Genomic DNA, 15,762 nt, shown 5'->3' on the forward strand with positions numbered 1-15,762 from the left:
CGGCTCGCTTTGTGTGACCTGGCCAAGCCCGTCAGCCGATACAGGACCGGTATCGCAACGTGCGCCGATGTGAAACAGACGTGAGCGGGGTCACTTCTTGCTGTCGAGGACCGCCTCCATCACGTTCCTCGCGATCGGCGCCGCGAGTCCGCCGCCGGAGATGTCGTCACGGACGGCGTTGTCGTCCTCGATCACGACCGCCACCGCCACGGGGGCGCTGCCGTCCTCGTCCTTGGCGTAGGAGATGAACCACGCGTAGGGGTTCTCGCTGTTGTCGACACCGTGCTGGGCGGTACCGGTCTTGCCGCCCACCGTGACGCCGGGGATCTTGGCGTTGGCGCCCGTGCCCTTGTCGACGACCGTCTCCATCATCGACTGGAGGATCTGGGCGTTCTTCGAGGACATCGGCTGGCTGAGCTCCTCGGGATCCGTCTTCTCGATGACGTCGAGGTTCGGGGCCTGGAGCTCGTCGACCATGTACGGCTTCATCAGCGTGCCGTCGTTGGCGACGGCCGAGGCGACCATGGCCATCTGCAGCGGGGTCGCGGCGGTGTTGAACTGGCCGATGGAGGACAGCGCGGTCTGCGACGGGTTCATGTTGTCGGAGAAGACCGAGGCGCTGGAGCGGACCGGGGTGAACTGCTCCTCGGTGAAGCCGAACTTCTTCGCCATGTCCAGCATCTTGTCGTTGCCGAGGTCGGAGCCGATCTTGCCGAAGACGGTGTTGCAGGAGTACTGCAGCGCCACCCGCAGCGACGCGTTCTTGCAGGGGATGTTGCCCTCGTTGGGCAGCTTGGTGGTGGTGCCCTCCATGACCCACGGGTCGGGCGAGTCCGTCTTCCCGTCCGGGTCCGTGTAGAGGCCGTCCTCCAGCGCGGCGGCCGCGGTGAGGACCTTGAACGTCGAACCCGGCGGGTACGTCTCGCGCAGCGCCCGGTTGAGCATCGGGTCGTCGGGGTTGTTCTTCTTGTCGAGCTTCTTCCAGGCCTCGGCGTCCTTGTCGCTGTTGCCCGCGATCGACGACGGGTCGTACGACGGGAAGGAGGCCAGCGCCAGGATCTTGCCGGTGGACGGCTCCAGCGCCACGACCGCGCCCTTGCCGCCCTGCTTCTTCAGGCCGTTGAACGCGGCCTTCTGCGCGGCGGCGTTGAGCGTGGTGACGACGTTGCCGCCCTCCTTCTTCTTGCCCGTCAGCATGTCGAGCGTGTTGCGGAAGAAGAGCCGGTCGTCGTTGCCGGTGAGGATGCCGTCCTCGAGGGACTCCAGCTGGTTGGCGCCGAAGGCCTGCGAGACGAAGCCGGTGACGGGCGCCCACATGGGCCCGTCCTTGTACGTGCGCTTGAACTTGAAGTCGCCCGAGGTGGTCGTCGTGTGCCCGGTGATGGGGTTGCCGCCGACGATGATGTCGCCACGCGGCGAGGCGTAGCGCTCGATCGAGACGCGGCGGTTCTTGGTGTCGGTCCTCAGCTCGTCGGCCTTGACGTACTGAAGCCAGTTGTCCCGGATGAGCAGGGTCAGGACCAGAAGGCCGCAGAAGATCGCGATCCGGCGCAGGGGCTTGTTCATGACGGGCGGACCACCTGGGTCATCTCGGCGTCGGGGTTGGCGGCGGGAGCGGGCGCCGGACGGCGGGCGGTGTCGCTGATGCGCAGCAGAATGCCGATCAGCGCCCAGTTGGCGATGACGGAAGAACCGCCGTACGCCAGGAACGGCATCGTCATACCGGTGAGCGGGATGAGCCCCATCACACCGCCGGCGACGACGAAGACCTGGAGAGCGAAAGCGCCGGACAGGCCGACGGCGAGCAGCTTGCCGAACGGATCGCGGGCGGCGAGGGCGGTGCGCACGCCGCGCTCCACGATCAGTGCGTACAGCAGCAGGATCGCCATGACACCGGCGAGGCCCAGCTCCTCGCCGAAGGTGGCGAGGATGAAGTCGGAGTTGGCGGCGAAGCCGATGAGGTCGGAGTTGCCCTGCCCGAGACCGGTGCCGAGGGTGCCGCCGGAGCCGAAGGCCCACAGCGCCTGCATCGACTGCTCGGTGTGTCCGATGACGCCCTGCTGGCTGAGTTCGTACTCGCGCATCGGGTCCAGCCAGGCTTGGACGCGCTGCTGCACGTGCGGCTCGAACGAGGCGACGCTCACGGCGCCGACCGCGGACATCAGCAGACCGAAGACGATCCAGCTGGTCCGTTCGGTGGCCACGTACAGCATGATCACGAACATGCCGAAGAACAGCAGCGAGGTACCCAGGTCGGTCTCGAAGACCAGGATCAGGATCGACATGGCCCAGACGACCAGGATCGGGCCCAGGTCACGGCCGCGTGGCAGGTAAAGGCCCATGAAGCGGCGGCTGGCGAGGGCGAGAGCGTCCCGCTTCACCATCAGGTAGCCGGCGAAGAACACCGCGAGGACGATCTTGGCGAACTCGCCCGGCTGGATGGTGCCGAGGCCCGGGATCTTGATCCAGATCCGCGCACCGAAGACGTTCTGTCCGAGGCCCGGAACCAGCGGCAGGATCAGGAGGATCAGCGCGCCGGCCATGGAGATGTAGGTGTAGCGCTGCAGGACGCGGTGGTCCTTGAGGAAGATGATCACCGACACGAAGAAGGCGACACCGAGCGCGGAGTACAGCAGCTGGCGGGGGGCCGCCTCGACGAACGTACTGCTGGCCTGCAGCCGCTTCGACTGGTCCAGGCGCCAGATGACCACCAGGCCCACGCCGTTCAGCAACGTCGCCAGCGGCAGCATCAGCGGGTCCGCGTACGGTGCGAACTTGCGTACGACGAGGTGGCCGACGCCCGCGAGCAGGCCGAGGCCGAGACCGTAGCTCAGCAGGCCCGGCGGCACCGAGTCGTTGATGGCCAGGCCGACGTTGGCGTAGGCGAACACCGGGATGACCACGGCGAACACCAGCAGCGCCAGCTCGGTGTTGCGACGGCTCGGGGCGCCGATCGCGCCGATGGTGGACGTGTGGTGCGTCGGCGAGTTGGTAGTGCTGCTCATCGTGTGACGGGGCCTCTCACGGCTTGCCTACTGCTGCTTACCGCACAGCGAGACGACCTTCTGCTCTTCCTCCGAGAGGCTCGGGCCGGGGCTGGGAGTGGGTGCGGTCGTGGTCGGGGGCGTGGACTTCTCCGGCGCCGACGGTGAGCCCGACGGGTTCGACGGGTTCGGCGTCGGTGAGGCCTTGGACGTGAAGGAGGCGGGAGTGGTTCCCGTGGTGCCCCCGGCCTCGCCCTCGCCGGTCCTGGCGTTGTTGCTCTCGGCTTCGCGCCGCTGCGCCTCCTTCTTGCACGCGGAGGCCTGCACCGACAGTTCCTCGATCTTCGCCCGGGCGTCCTTCAGGTCGCCCTCGGCGATGGTGCCCTTGACCAGCTTCTGCTGGTAGGGCGGCAGGTACTTGAGTTCGATCTCGGGGTGGTCCTTCTCGACCTTCGACAACGACACCCACGCCAGGTCCTGGTTGATGCCCCGGTACAGCGCGACGTGCTCGTCCTGGGCGCCGACGTAGTACTGCGTCTGCGTCCAGCGCCAGCCGCCGTACAGGCCGCCGCCGACGACGGCCAGGGCGAGGACGCCGTAGAACGATCTCTTCAGCCAGCGGCCCTTCTTGCGGGGCTTGGAGAAGTCGCCGTCGCCGTAGTCGAAGCCGGACGCGGGGATGTAGCCGGTGGTGTCGCCTGAGCCGGGCGGGCCGAACTCCCCGCCCCCGCCGCCGGACCCCTGGCCCTGGCGGCCGAGCCCGGAGGCACGGCCGGCGGGGGTCTGCATGATGCCGTTGTCGTGCAGCTGGTGCTGGTTCTCGGCGACGGCGCCGACGACGACCGGGGTGTCGGAGAGCTGCCCCGCGAGGGTGTCGCCGGTGTCGAGGTCGAGGACGTCGGCGACGATGACCGTGATGTTGTCCGGGCCGCCGCCGCGCAGCGCCAGCTCGATGAGGTTCTGGACGGTCTCCTGGGGGCCCTGGTAGCTGGCGAGGGTGTCCTCGAGCGTCTGGTGGGACACCACGCCGGACAGGCCGTCGGAGCAGATCAGGTAGCGGTCGCCGGCGCGGACCTCGCGGATCGACAGGTCGGGCTCGACGTGGTCGCCGGAGCCGAGGGCGCGCATCAGCAGCGAGCGCTGCGGGTGCGTGGTCGCCTCCTCCTCGGTGATCCGGCCCTCGTCGACCAGGCGCTGCACCCAGGTGTGGTCCTGGGTGATCTGCGTCAGCACGCCGTCGCGCAGCAGGTACGCGCGCGAGTCGCCGACGTGCACCAGGCCGAGGCGCTGGCCCGTCCACAGCAGGGCGGTCAGGGTGGTGCCCATGCCCTCCAGCTGCGGGTCGTCCTCGACCATCGAGCGCAGCTGGTCGTTGGCGCGCTGCACCGCCGTGCCGAGCGAGGTGAGGACGTCGGAGCCGGGGACGTCGTCGTCGAGGGCGACGATGGTGGAGATGGCCTCGGAGGAGGCGACCTCACCGGCGGCGGCGCCGCCCATGCCGTCGGCGATGGCGAGCAGGCGCGGGCCGGCGTACCCGGAGTCCTCGTTGCCCTCCCGGATCATGCCCTTGTGCGATCCGGCCGCGAAGCGCAGTGACAGACTCATGCGCACCTCGCCTGTCGGCTCCGGGTACAGCCGGTCGTGTCGAGCCACACTGCCCACCCTCCGGTCGGGAGCGCGCCGGGGGCCGGGGTGGGGCCCGCCGCTGCGTGCTCGCTCCGCTCGCGCCTATCCATGATGTAGCACTACTTCCGCAGCTCGATGACGGTCTTGCCGATGCGGATCGGCGCGCCCAGCGCAATCGGTGTGGGAGTCGTCAGCCGGGTCCGGTCCAGGTACGTGCCGTTGGTGGAGCCGAGGTCCTCGACGATCCACTGGCCGTCGCGGTCCGGGTAGATCCTGGCATGGCGGCTGGAGGCGTAGTCGTCGTCCAGCACGATCGTCGAGTCGTGCGCCCGGCCCAGGGTGATGGTCTGGCCCTGGAGCGCGACCGTCGTGCCGGTGAGGGTGCCCTCGGTCACGACCAGCTTGGTGGGGGCGTTGCGGCCGCGGCGGCCGCCGCCGGACTGCTGGCGCTGCGGCGGCGGCGCCTGGCGGGCGGCCTGCTGCTGGCGGCCGGCCTCGCGGCGCGATCCGCGCTGGGTGACCCGCGTCCCGAACAGGTCGCTCCGGATGACCTGCACGGCCACGATCACGAACAGCCACAGTACGGCCAGGAACCCCAGCCGCATGACCGTGAGGGTCAGCTCTGACATTGCCCCCGCTTCACCCTTCGGCTTGCCTATAGATAACGGTGGTGCTGCCCACGACGATCCGCGAGCCGTCGCGGAGCGTAGCGCGGGTGGTGTGCTGCCCGTCCACCACGATGCCGTTGGTGGATCCGAGATCCTGGATCGTCGAGGGCGTTCCGGTCCGGATCTCGCAGTGCCGGCGGGAGACGCCGGGATCGTCGATCCGCACGTCGGCGTCGGTGCTGCGGCCCAGCACGAGGGTCGGGCGGGAGATCTGGTGGCGGGTGCCGTTGATCTCGATCCAGTGGCGGGTGCGTCCGGCGGCGGCCGGGGCGGCCGGGGGCCGCTGGGCGCCCGCGGCCGGCGGGTAGCCGTACCCGCCGGGGCGGCCGCCGGGCGGCGGCGCGGCCGGCATGGGCGGGGCGCCGGCGGGGGCGGAGGCCGGCGGGTAGCCGTAGCCGCCGGGCCGGCCGGCCGGGGCGGCGGGCGCGGCGCCTGCTCCCGGTCCGCCGGGACCGCCCTGCTGGCTGCTGGAGGAGGCGAGCGTACGGCTGCGCACCCGGTACAGACCGGTGTCGAGGTCGTCCGCCTTCTCCAGGTGCACCTTGATCGGGCCCATGAAGGTGTAGCGCTGCTGCTTGGCGTAGTCGCGCACCATGCCGGCGAGCTCGTCGCCGAGCTGGCCCGAGTAGGGGCTGAGCCGCTCGAAGTCCGGTGTGCTCAGCTCGACGATGAAGTCGTTGGGGACGACCGTCCGGTCGCGGTTCCAGATGGTGGCGTTGTTGTCACACTCGCGCTGGAGCGCTCCCGCGATCTCCACGGGCTGGACCTCGGACTTGAACACCTTGGCGAAGGTGCCGTTGACCAGACCTTCGAGACGCTGCTCGAACTTCTTCAGGACTCCCATGGGGCACCTCCTCCGTCGCTGCCGTCCTGTGTACTGCCCTGCGGGCCACTTGCCTGGTACTGCTTACTGATCGTATCCACGCGCCGGTCGATCGGCTGGTTCCCCCTGTCAGGCGGGCCGACGGGTGTCGACGCATGACGAAGTTCCCTGTGGAGCTCCCCTTCGAACTCCTGCCGGGGTACTGCCGCGCGCAACCGCTTCAGGTACTCCCGCCATGGATCGTAGAGGCGGCCGGAGACCAGTGTCCCGCACCCGGCTGTGGACCCGGACCGCCCCGTGGGGAGTAATCGGGTACCGGTACGAGGTTGATACGTGAAGCGGCACGCGTTGATACGTGGCGGGGCCACGGATGGTTCGGCGGGGTCCCGGCCTGCGGGAAGAAGGGATGTGAACCCACCCCTTCCAGCGTGCTAATGTTCTGGGTGTCGGAAGGCGCCAGCCCCAAGGGGCCGGAGCCCAGGACACACCCAATGCGCGGGTGGCGGAATAGGCAGACGCGCTGGATTCAGGTTCCAGTGCCCGCAAGGGCGTGGGGGTTCAACTCCCCCCTCGCGCACAACGGAAGCACCGTTGAGTGCTTCGGCTGCACCGAGGGAACGGGCGGCATCGCGACGGCGATGCCGCCCGTTTCTGTTTCCGCGGCGTGCTGTCCGTCTGCGGCCCGCGTTCGTGGGTGGATCCGGCCGAGGCGGATCTTGAGGAGTGCCCGCTGTGAGGAAGGTCTCACGGCTGGGTGGGTCACACCTCGTGGCCGGGCCAGCCCAGCAGCCGGGCGCCGATGACGGCGGTCTGCAGGGTGTAGCGGTGGACGGGGTCGGCCGGGTTGGTGCCGGTGAGCTTGTGGATGCGCTCCAGGCGGTAGGTCAGGGCCCGCACGCTCAGACGCAGGCGGCGTGCCGCCTCGGCCGCGACGCATCCGGAGTCGAAGTACGCGGTGAGGGTGTCGAGGAGCGGCTGGGCGCCGCCGCGCGCGGCCTGGAGCGGGCCGAGAGCGCTGCGCACGAGGTCGGCCATGGCCTGCCGGTCGCGGGTGAGGACGGGATAGACGAGCAGGTCGGCGGAGCGCAGCACGGGCTCCTCCAGTTCCAGGCGGTCCGCCAGGTCGAGGGCGTTGAGGGCCTCCTCATAGGAGTGGACGACCCCGCCTGCGCCGGGGTGGGCACGGCCGAGGGCGACCCGGCCACCGTCGGTGGCCGCGTGGGCCTGCTTGGCGAAGTACACGAGCACGTCGTCCTGGTCGCCGGGCGCGATGCAGACCAGGCGGCCGTCCTTGGTGGTGAGCAGGATGCGGCGCTCGCCGAACCGGGCGATCAGGGCGCTCTCGACGCGCCGGGTCGCCGGGTGCGTGTCGTCGACCGGCGTGGTGCCCTGGGCGACGGCGACCGCGTGGGCGCGGGAGAGGAGCAGGCCGAAGCGTTCCGCCCGTTCGGCCAGGCGGCCCAGGTCACTTCGGCCGTAGAGCAGGTCGTCGATGAACTCCCGCCGCGCGGCCTCTTCCTGCCTCACCGCGAGTTTCTGGGACCGTTCGTATCCTTCGGCGAAGGCGTCCACGGCCTGCTCCACGGCGGCGAGCACACGGTCGGCTCCGGCGGCCGGCAGGGCGGGCGAGAGCTCGCGGGCCGCGGACAGATGCCGGCGGACCAGAAGGCGCAGTCCCAGGCCGGCCTCCGCGGCGCGTTCTCCCCGGGCACGCAGCGACTCCAGCTCGTTCCGGGTGAGACGGCGGCCCGTGGCGCAGACGTCGGCCAGGATCCCCGCGTAGCCCTCCAGGTACTCTTCGGGTACGGCTGACCGCGTCACGCGACCTCCTCGATGCTGTTGCTCCGCCGGCGTTCCCCCCGCACAGCGGACCAGGGTGACAGAGTTCCGGCCGGAACCGCGCACCTCACCGGATGCCACCCGCGCCGACGCTCGTCGGCGAGGTGCGCTCGCCCGCGGATACCGCGGCACAACCGGATCGACCGGCGGCACCGTCTGCCGCGACCGCCCGGGACGGGGCCCGGCGGCTGGATGCCGCGCGGGCCCTGTTCCGGCTGTCTGCCCGCCTGCTCTCAGCCGATCTGGATCTTTCCGTCGGCCTCGGCGGTGGAGGCCGGGGGCTGGACGTCGCCGTTGCGCTGAGTGATGTTCTTCAGCAGCTCGGCGAGGTCGACTCCCGTGGTCGAGCTGAGGAGTTCGACGCCCTGGGCCACGTTGTCGGCGACGGTGCGGGACAGCCGGCTCGCGCCGTCGGTGGAGATGACCGTCATCTTGTCCACCGCGCTGAGCGGCTCGGACGCCTTCGCGACGACCTGCGGCAGCACCTCGACGAGCATCTGCAGCACGGCCGCGTCGCCGTACTGGGAGAAGGCGTCGGCCTTCTTCCGCATCGCCTCGGCCTCGGCCTCACCCTTCGCGCCGATCGCCGCCGCCTCGGCCTCGCCCTCCAGCCGCACCGCCTCGGCGATCGCCGCACGCCGGGACCGCTCGGCCTCGCCCTGCTTGAGTCCCTCGATCGCGTGCGCCTCGGCCAGGGCGCTGCGTTGCTGCTTCTCGCCCTCACCCGTGAGCCGGGACCGCTCGGCCTCCGCCTGCGCCGCCGCGATGGCGGCCGCCTTGTCCGCTTCGGCCTGCTTGACCCGGGCGACGCGCCTGGCCTCGGCCTCCTGCTCGGCGGCGTAGCGCTGGGCGTCGGCGGGCTTGCGGACCTGGGTGTCGAGCTGGCGGTCGGTCAGCGCGGCCTGCCGCTCGGCGACCTTCTCCTGCTGGGCGAGGATCTCCTGCTGCCGGGCCGCCTCCGCCAGCGGGCCGGCGGCCGCCGCGCGGGCCGCGGCCTCGTCGGTCTCGGCCTTGATCTCGGCCTGCTTGAGGGAGAAGGTCCGCTGGGCGACCGCGATCTCCTCCTCGGCCTTCAGCCGGGCCTGTTCGGCGGCGCGCCGGGCGACCGCCTCGGCGATGTCGGCCTCCTGCTTGGCGCGGGCGGCCTCCGGCCGGCCGAGGTCCTCCAGGTAGGAGCCCTCGGTGGTGATGTCCTGGATCTGGAAGGCGTCCAGTACCAGTCCCTGCCCGGACAGGCTGGCCTCGGCCTCCTCGGCGACCTGTCCGGCGAAGGCGGCCCGGTCGCGGATGATGTCCTCGACCGACATCCGTCCGACGATCGCGCGCAGGGCGCCGGAGAGCACCTCCTGGGTGAAGCCGACGATGCCGTCCTGCTGCATCAGGAACCGCTGCGCGGCGGCCCGGATGGCGTCCTCGCCGCCGCCGACCTTGACGATGGCGACGCCCTCCAGGTTGGCCTTCACCCCGCGCAGCGTGACCGCGCCGCGCACCGCGACGGGGATGTGCCGGGAGGACAGGTCCAGGGTGAACCTCTGCTGCACGAACGGCACGACGAAGACCCCGCCGCCGACCACGACCTTCTGGCCGCTGTTGTCGGTGAAGACCCGGCCGGTCTCCGGATCGGTGGCCTTCTTGCCGCGCCGCCCGGTGACGATGAACGCCTCACTCGGGCCGGCGACCTTGTACCGGCTGACCACGACCAGAGCGATCAGCACGAGGAGTACGAGGACTCCTCCCGCCGCGATGGCGACAGAACTCATGGTGATGTCCCCTCAGCCCTCCCTGAGGACGGCATGCGGTGAAGGATGGTGGACGAGAAACGGCACCTCGGCCGGGTGCCGGAAAGGGAGGGCCGTCGCGCCGGGTCAGCGTTCGACCGGGCGGACGGACACCGCCGACTGCGACAGCGTCCGCTCGACCCAGACCTCGGCTCCCCGGCCCACGGCAACCGGGCTCCTGGCCGCGAACTTCCTCGGCTGCCCGGCCACGTGCACCAGCACCTCGCCGTAACCCTCGGCGGGGATCGCGGTCACCACCGAGCCGGACGAGCCGATCAAGTCGGCGTCACGCGGAGCGGCGCCCGAGGAGTCGTGCACCAGAGCCCGGCTGAGGCGGTAGGCGAACCAGCCGGTGACGACACCGGCCGGCACGCCGACGACCGTGGCTCCCACCGGGCCCAGTCCGGTCGTCCCCATGACGATCGCCCCCGAGAAACCGAGCATGGACACGAACCCGGCGATCACCGGCAGAGACAGCAGCCCGTCGAGCAGGCCCTCCATCACGCCGGCCCCGTCGAGCAGTCCCTCGATCACGCCGTCGAGGACGAATGACAGGGCAAGGAGGACGACCCCCGCTATGCCGAGCCCGAGAAACCAGGCCATCCGCGCACACCGCCTCTCCTTGCCCTTCCCCCGTCGTGGCAGGCATCGTCACACGCGGACACCGGACGGGACATTGCCTGATTCCGGCAATCTTTACGCGTCTTTGATGCCGTACCCCGAACAGTTGGACGGCCGGTGTGTGAAGCCCGCGCCGGAGGCCTGTGACGCTGCGTCAGGAAGCGCGTCGTGATCGCGTTCCCTCAGCCCGCGCCCGGCGTGCCGCGTCCGGGCCACATGATCGTGTGCGGGGACGACGCGCTCGCCGAGCGTCCGGCCGCCGAACTCGCCACGGCGTACCGGGAGTCGACACCGACGCCCGGTTGTGCAGAAATACAGCGACGGGCTCTCCCAAGTCGCCGTCGCCGACTGCACTGAGCCGGGCAGCCGGGGTGCGGGGCCGGGCGGGGGTCCGCCCGGTCATTCGCGCAGCCCCGCCAGATCCACCGCCCCGCGGCGCAGCGTCACGGCGGTGGGGATCGTCGCGCAGGTCACGGCGAGCAGCGCGCAGGCGGCCGCCGTCGTGCCCAGGGCCTGCCACGGGACCGCGAGGACGGGCGGAGCGGACTGCAGGGCGAGGGCGGCCCACAGCCCGGCCAGGTTGACGCCGGTGACCAGGAGACCGAGGAGCGCGCCCGCCGCCACGACCGTCAGGGCCTCCGCCCCGGTCAGCCGCAGCACCTGCCCGGGCGTGGCCCCGGCCAGCCGCAGCACGGCCAGGTCCCGGACCCGGCCGGACCGGTCCATGGCCGTGGTGTTGGCCACCGAGATGCCCGTGTAGAGGAGCGCGATGCCGAGGACCAGCAGCAGCCCCAGGCGAGTGGTGCGGTCGGTCCCCGGGGCGGTGGCGCGCAGCCAGGCCTCCCGGGTCAGGACCCGGCCGTCGCCGGCCGCGGCGCGCAGGGCGCCGGCCACGGCCCGGGGGTCCGCGCCCGCGGTCAGGGCCACGTCGACCCGGTCGGCCGTGGCGCCGGGGGCGTTGCGCGGGGTGACGTAGACGCCGTTGTCACCGGTGCCGGTGGTCATGACCGCGGCGATCCGCAGGGTCCGGGGCGTGCCGTCGCCGAGCCAGACGCGGACCCGTTCACCGACCCGGTGCCGCCGCCACTCCTCGTTGACGACGATCGCGTCGTCGTCGAGGTCCTCCACCCGGCCCGCGGCCAGCGGCAGGCGTGTGGTGGCGGCCAGGGCGCCGGGGGCCGCGGCCCGGGCCTCGGAGCGGACCAGGGCCACGCCGTCCTCCAGGACGTGGACGGCGGTGGAGGAGGAGGGCGAGACCACGGTGCCCGGGACCGCCCGCAGCCGCCGCAGGGCCGCCGCGTCGAAGCCGGCGCCGTCCGGCGCGGTCACGACGAACGCGGCGGTGGTGCGTTCGCGCGCCTCGGCCGCCTTGGCCCGGTTCAGGGTCGCGGTCGTGCCGAGCAGGGACCCCGCGAGGGCGACCGTGACCAGGACGGGCGCCGCCAGCGCGGCGGTGCGGCGGACCCCGGCGGTGGTGTTCTCGCGCACCAGCGGGGCGCGAAGGCCCGGCAGCCGCGTGAGCAGCCCGACCAGCGGGCGCAGGCACAGCGGTGACAACAGGGCCGCCGCCGTGATCAGCAGCATGGGGCGGCTGACGTAGGTCTTGCGGTGGAGCAGGTCGCCCGGGTCGGCGGCCAGGGAGAGGGCCAGGGTGACGGCCGCGGTGAGCAGGAGGGCCGCACCGCACAGCAGACGGCCCCGGGTGATGGGGCGGCGGTCGGCGGAGGCCTCGCGCAGCGCCTCGGCGGGGGCCGTGCGCCCTGCCCGCCAGGAGGCCGCGGTAGCCCCGCACAGGGCGACGGACAGGCCCGTCCAGAAGGCCGCGTGGTAGGGCCAGACGTGGTGCCCGATGGTGAACCAGGCGGGAGCCAGGCCCTGTCGGGTCATCTCGGCGGCCAGCGGCGGCGCGGCGCGGGCGCCCAGGGCGCAGCCGGTGGCCGAGGCGAGGACGCCGACGGCCAGGGCCTCGGCGAGGACGGTCCGCCGGATCTGCCCCGGGGTGGCCCCGGCCGTGCGCAGCAGGGCGAACTCCCGGCGCCGCCGCTCCACCGCGAAGGCGAAGGTCGACGCCACGACGAACACCGAGACGAAGGCGGTGACACCGCCCGCGGTGCCGAACAGGGCGTTCATCGCGGTCAGCGCCTCGCGGTCCCGCTCGGGACCGGGACCGGCGAGGCGGCGCGCGGCGCCGGTGAGGACCCGGGCCCCGTCCCCCACCACCTCCCGTACGGCCGCCGGGTCGGCGTCGATCCCCAGCCGGTGGACGCCGGTGGCGGACCGGTCGGCCACGACGGGTCCCAGCTTCCGCAGCCGGGCGACGGTCGCGGCCGGGATCGGGCGCGGGTGGGCGAGGCGGGCCGTGCGCTCGCCGGACGGGGTCGGCACGCTCAGGGTGTCCTGGCCCAGCACGACGACCGGTGCGGCGGACCGCCCGGGTCCGCGTTCGGGCGCCGAGGCCGAGGAGGCCAGGGCCAGGCCCATGACCGTGAGCAGGGCGACGCCCAGCGCGAGCGCGACGAAGCTGCCCGCGAAGACGGCCCGGCGGGTGCGCAGGGTCCCCAGGGCGACGCTCAGCACGCGACGGCCTCCAGACGGGTCATGCGGGCGGCGACGGTTCCGGCGCCGGCACCGGTCAGCTCCGCGCCGACCCGGCCGTCCACCAGGAAGACCACGCGGTCGGCGCACGCGGCGGCCACCGGGTCGTGGGTGACCATGACGACCGTCCGGCCCTCGCGGCCCGCCATGGCACGCAGCAGCCCGAGCACCTCCCGGCCGGTGCGGGTGTCCAGGGCACCGGTCGGCTCGTCGGCGAAGAGCACCGCCGGGCGGGTGACCAACGCCCGTGCCAGGGCGACGCGTTGCTGCTGGCCGCCGGAGAGCTCCCCGGGCCGGTGCCGGGTCCGGCCGGCGAGCCCGACCTGCTCCAGGGCCGCGCGCACCCGGGCCCTGGGCACACGGCGACCCGCCAGACGCAGGGGCAGGGCGACGTTCTGCTCGGCGGTCAGCGCGGGCAGCAGGTTGTACGCCTGGAAGACGAACCCGATCCGCTCGCGGCGCAGCAGGGTCAGCCGCCGTTCACCCAGCCCGGTCAGTTCGGTCCCGTCCACGGTGACCGAGCCGGCGTCGGGCCGGTCCAGGCCCGCCGCGCACTGCAGCAGCGTGGACTTGCCGGAGCCGGACGGGCCCATGACGGCGGTGAAGCTCCCCGCGGGCAGGGCCAGCGAGATCCCGTCGAGCGCGGTCACCGTTCCGTACCGCCGGGTGACCGAGTCGAGCCGGACGGCGTCGTGGGCCATGGAGTCCTCCTGGGTGGGCGCCGGAGGCACCGGTGCCGGTGCCCTCTCGTACGTCGTCCACGAAACCGGGCGGGGACGGCCCGGCGCAGTGCGGCGGGACCTACACCTGGGGTAGGGCCAGGCCTACCCCCGGACCTCCGTCCACGCCCATGGCCGGGGCCGGACCGCGCTCCTACGGTGATCCCCATGCACCCTTCGAACGTGTGGCAGGCCCTGGCCCGCCCCGGCTACCCGCTGTCGGCGTGGCCCTGGCGGTCGGCCGGCTACCTGCTCACCGGCGCGGTGACCGGGGCCGTGGTCCTCGTGGCGATCGTGCTGTCGGCGGTGGCCGGCGGTGTGCTCGCCCTCGCCCTGGTGGGGGTCCCGCTGCTGCTCGCCACCGCCCTGGCCGGCCTTCCCGTGGCGGCGATGGAGCGGTGGCGGCTGCGGCTGGTCGACGCCGAGCCGGCTGCCGACCCGCACGAGCCGCCCGGCGCGCCGGGGCTGCGGGCCTGGCTGGACACGCGGCTGCGGGAGCGGGCCACCTGGCGGGAGCTCGGCCACGCCCTGCTGTTCGCGGGGCTGTTGTGGCCGGTGGACGCCCTGGTGCTCACCGCCGGGCTGCTGGCCCCGCTGTCGCTGGTCGGCACGCCGCTGCTGGTGCTGGCCTCCGGCGAGGCGAAGGTGCTGAAGGTGTGGCTGGTCACCGGCTGGCCGGCCGCGTTCGGGTGGGCCGTGCTCGGGCTGCTCCTGCTCGCCGCCGGCGGCTATCTGCTGGGCGTCGCGGCCGGGGCCCGGGCCGGTCTGGCCCGGCTGCTCCTCGCGCCGCGGGAGGCGGCTCTGGGCGCACGGGTGGTCGAACTGACGCGGTCCCGGGCGCGGTTGGCGGACGCTTTCGAGGCGGAGCGGCGGCGCATCGAACGCGATCTGCACGACGGGGCCCAGCAGCGGCTCGTCGCCCTGACGATGACGCTCGGCCTGGCCCGTCTCGACGCCCCGCCCGGTCCTCTCGCCGAGCAGCTCGCCGCCGCGCACCGGGAGGCCGGAGCGGCCCTGGCGGAACTGCGCGAGCTCATCCACGGCATCCACCCCCGGGTCCTCGCCGACTTCGGCCTCGAAGCGGCCGTGGCCGACGCCGCCGACCGGTCGGCCGTGCCCGTGGACGTCGATCTGCAGCTGCCCGGCCGGTTCTCCCCGGCCGTCGAGGCGACCGCCTACTTCGTCGTGTGCGAGGCGCTCGCCAACGTGGCCCGGCACAGCGGGGCGAGCCGGGCGGAGGTCGGCGGCGGACACCGCGACGGGCGGCTGACGCTGCGGATCCGCGACGACGGACGCGGTGGCGCACGCGCCGGGCGGGGCAGCGGGCTGACCGGTCTCGCCGACCGTGTGTCGGTGCTCGATGGCAGACTCTCCCTGTCCAGCCCGCCCGGCGGGCCGACCCTGCTGTGTGTGGAGATCCCCTGTGACCCTGCGCGTTGACCGGCCGCTGCGGGTCGTCCTGGCCGAGGACAGCGTGCTGCTCAGGGACGGGCTCGTCATGCTGCTCGGCCGCTGCGGGCACGAGGTCGCCGCCGCCGTGGGCGACGCCGGGGCGCTGGTCGCGGCCGTCGGGGAGCACGACCCGGACGTGGTCGTGACGGACGTGCGGATGCCGCCCGGCTTCCAGGACGAGGGCCTGCACGCGGCGGTGCGGCTGCGCCGGGAGCGGCCCACGCTGCCCGTGCTGGTCCTCAGCCAGTACGTGCAGCGCCGGTACGCCGCCGAACTGCTCGACTCCGGCGACGGCACGGGCGTGGGATACCTGCTGAAGGACCGGGTCGGCCAGGTCGAGGAGTTCGTCACGGCGCTCGGCGCGGTGGCCGACGGCGGCACGGTCGTCGACCCCGAGGTGGTGCGGCAGTTGCTGCGCCGTCGCCGCGACCCGCTGGAGCGGCTCACCCCGCGCGAGCGGGAGGTGCTGGCGCTGATCGCCGAGGGCCGGTCCAACGGCGCGATCGCCCGCCGTCTGGTCGTCTCCGAGGCGGCCGTGGGCAAGCACGTCTCCGGCATCCTCACCAAGCTGGACCTGCCCCCGGCGGACGACACCCACCGCCGGGTGCTGGCGGTGCTGGCGTACCTGCGCGCGTAGGCTCCGGCGAGCGCCGGGCC

Annotated in this window: 12 protein-coding genes and 1 tRNA gene; 3 read left to right on the forward strand and 10 right to left on the reverse strand. The window is 72.9% G+C overall.

Going from position 1 to position 15,762, the window contains the following annotated elements; translation table 11 throughout:
* Positions 1-90 precede the first annotated feature (90 nt).
* The 5 genes from ACF07N_RS15910 to ACF07N_RS15930 form a co-directional block, all read right to left on the reverse strand.
* The gene (locus ACF07N_RS15910; protein ID WP_383327301.1) at positions 91-1,566 is read right to left on the reverse strand and encodes a peptidoglycan D,D-transpeptidase FtsI family protein; all 1,476 of its coding nucleotides are present in this window, start codon (positions 1,564-1,566) and stop codon (positions 91-93) included.
* Positions 1,563-3,005: an FtsW/RodA/SpoVE family cell cycle protein gene (locus ACF07N_RS15915; RefSeq protein WP_383327298.1), complete on the reverse strand. Its 1,443-nt coding sequence runs from the start codon at positions 3,003-3,005 to the stop codon at positions 1,563-1,565. Before ACF07N_RS15915 ends, ACF07N_RS15910 begins: the two co-directional genes overlap by 4 nt.
* Positions 3,006-3,032: 27 nt before the next feature.
* Positions 3,033-4,589: a Stp1/IreP family PP2C-type Ser/Thr phosphatase gene (locus ACF07N_RS15920; protein WP_392112875.1), complete on the reverse strand. Its 1,557-nt coding sequence runs from the start codon at positions 4,587-4,589 to the stop codon at positions 3,033-3,035.
* Between the two features lie 140 nt (positions 4,590-4,729).
* On the reverse strand, positions 4,730-5,239 hold the full coding sequence (locus ACF07N_RS15925) for an FHA domain-containing protein (RefSeq protein ID WP_309096468.1): 510 nt from the start codon (positions 5,237-5,239) through the stop codon (positions 4,730-4,732).
* A 10-nt stretch (positions 5,240-5,249) separates the two neighbouring features.
* Positions 5,250-6,122 (reverse strand): FhaA domain-containing protein, encoded by an 873-nt coding sequence (locus tag ACF07N_RS15930; protein WP_383327290.1) that lies wholly within the window; start codon positions 6,120-6,122, stop codon positions 5,250-5,252.
* Positions 6,123-6,594: 472 nt separating this feature from the next.
* Between ACF07N_RS15930 and ACF07N_RS15935 the strand changes: the two genes are divergently transcribed.
* Positions 6,595-6,678 (forward strand) — tRNA-Leu (locus tag ACF07N_RS15935).
* Between the two features lie 182 nt (positions 6,679-6,860).
* Here the strand turns inward: ACF07N_RS15935 and ACF07N_RS15940 are convergent.
* The 5 genes from ACF07N_RS15940 to ACF07N_RS15960 all read right to left on the reverse strand — a co-directional run bounded on the left by ACF07N_RS15940 (position 6,861) and on the right by ACF07N_RS15960 (position 13,635).
* Complete coding sequence (locus ACF07N_RS15940) at positions 6,861-7,922, reverse strand: PucR family transcriptional regulator (protein ID WP_392112879.1); 1,062 nt, start codon at positions 7,920-7,922, stop codon at positions 6,861-6,863.
* A gap of 251 nt (positions 7,923-8,173) precedes the next feature.
* Positions 8,174-9,700, reverse strand: a complete 1,527-nt coding sequence (locus ACF07N_RS15945) for an SPFH domain-containing protein (protein ID WP_392112882.1) — start codon at positions 9,698-9,700, stop codon at positions 8,174-8,176.
* A 105-nt stretch (positions 9,701-9,805) separates the two neighbouring features.
* On the reverse strand, positions 9,806-10,321 hold the full coding sequence (locus ACF07N_RS15950; RefSeq protein ID WP_392112885.1) for a hypothetical protein: 516 nt from the start codon (positions 10,319-10,321) through the stop codon (positions 9,806-9,808).
* A 417-nt stretch (positions 10,322-10,738) separates the two neighbouring features.
* On the reverse strand, positions 10,739-12,916 hold the full coding sequence (locus ACF07N_RS15955; protein ID WP_392112888.1) for an FtsX-like permease family protein: 2,178 nt from the start codon (positions 12,914-12,916) through the stop codon (positions 10,739-10,741).
* Positions 12,910-13,635, reverse strand: coding sequence for an ABC transporter ATP-binding protein (locus tag ACF07N_RS15960; protein ID WP_392112891.1), 726 nt, complete (start codon positions 13,633-13,635; stop codon positions 12,910-12,912). Before ACF07N_RS15960 ends, ACF07N_RS15955 begins: the two co-directional genes overlap by 7 nt.
* A gap of 186 nt (positions 13,636-13,821) precedes the next feature.
* On the opposite strand from ACF07N_RS15960, the gene ACF07N_RS15965 reads away from it, so the two are divergent.
* Together ACF07N_RS15965 and ACF07N_RS15970 are read left to right on the forward strand one after the other, a co-directional pair.
* The gene (locus ACF07N_RS15965; protein WP_392112894.1) at positions 13,822-15,093 is read left to right on the forward strand and encodes a sensor histidine kinase; all 1,272 of its coding nucleotides are present in this window, start codon (positions 13,822-13,824) and stop codon (positions 15,091-15,093) included.
* Positions 15,083-15,742, forward strand: coding sequence for a response regulator (locus tag ACF07N_RS15970; protein WP_383327783.1), 660 nt, complete (start codon positions 15,083-15,085; stop codon positions 15,740-15,742). The genes ACF07N_RS15965 and ACF07N_RS15970 overlap by 11 nt, the downstream gene beginning before the upstream one ends.
* Positions 15,743-15,762 lie beyond the last annotated feature (20 nt).

Source organism: Streptomyces sp. NPDC015242, assembly GCF_043079125.1.
GTDB lineage: Bacteria > Actinomycetota > Actinomycetes > Streptomycetales > Streptomycetaceae > Streptomyces.

What these genes read in the sequence shown, in the direction of transcription:
- ACF07N_RS15950 (WP_392112885.1), bottom strand. Translation starts at nt 10,321, where the DNA reads ATGGCCTGGTTTCTCGGGCTCGGCATAGCGGGGGTCGTCCTCCTTGCC.
- ACF07N_RS15945 (WP_392112882.1), bottom strand. Translation starts at nt 9,700, where the DNA reads ATGAGTTCTGTCGCCATCGCGGCGGGAGGAGTCCTCGTACTCCTCGTG.
- ACF07N_RS15910 (WP_383327301.1), bottom strand. Translation starts at nt 1,566, where the DNA reads ATGAACAAGCCCCTGCGCCGGATCGCGATCTTCTGCGGCCTTCTGGTC.
- ACF07N_RS15925 (WP_309096468.1), bottom strand. Translation starts at nt 5,239, where the DNA reads ATGTCAGAGCTGACCCTCACGGTCATGCGGCTGGGGTTCCTGGCCGTA.
- ACF07N_RS15920 (WP_392112875.1), bottom strand. Translation starts at nt 4,589, where the DNA reads ATGAGTCTGTCACTGCGCTTCGCGGCCGGATCGCACAAGGGCATGATC.
- ACF07N_RS15915 (WP_383327298.1), bottom strand. Translation starts at nt 3,005, where the DNA reads ATGAGCAGCACTACCAACTCGCCGACGCACCACACGTCCACCATCGGC.
- ACF07N_RS15965 (WP_392112894.1), top strand. Translation starts at nt 13,822, where the DNA reads ATGCACCCTTCGAACGTGTGGCAGGCCCTGGCCCGCCCCGGCTACCCG.
- ACF07N_RS15960 (WP_392112891.1), bottom strand. Translation starts at nt 13,635, where the DNA reads ATGGCCCACGACGCCGTCCGGCTCGACTCGGTCACCCGGCGGTACGGA.
- ACF07N_RS15930 (WP_383327290.1), bottom strand. Translation starts at nt 6,122, where the DNA reads ATGGGAGTCCTGAAGAAGTTCGAGCAGCGTCTCGAAGGTCTGGTCAAC.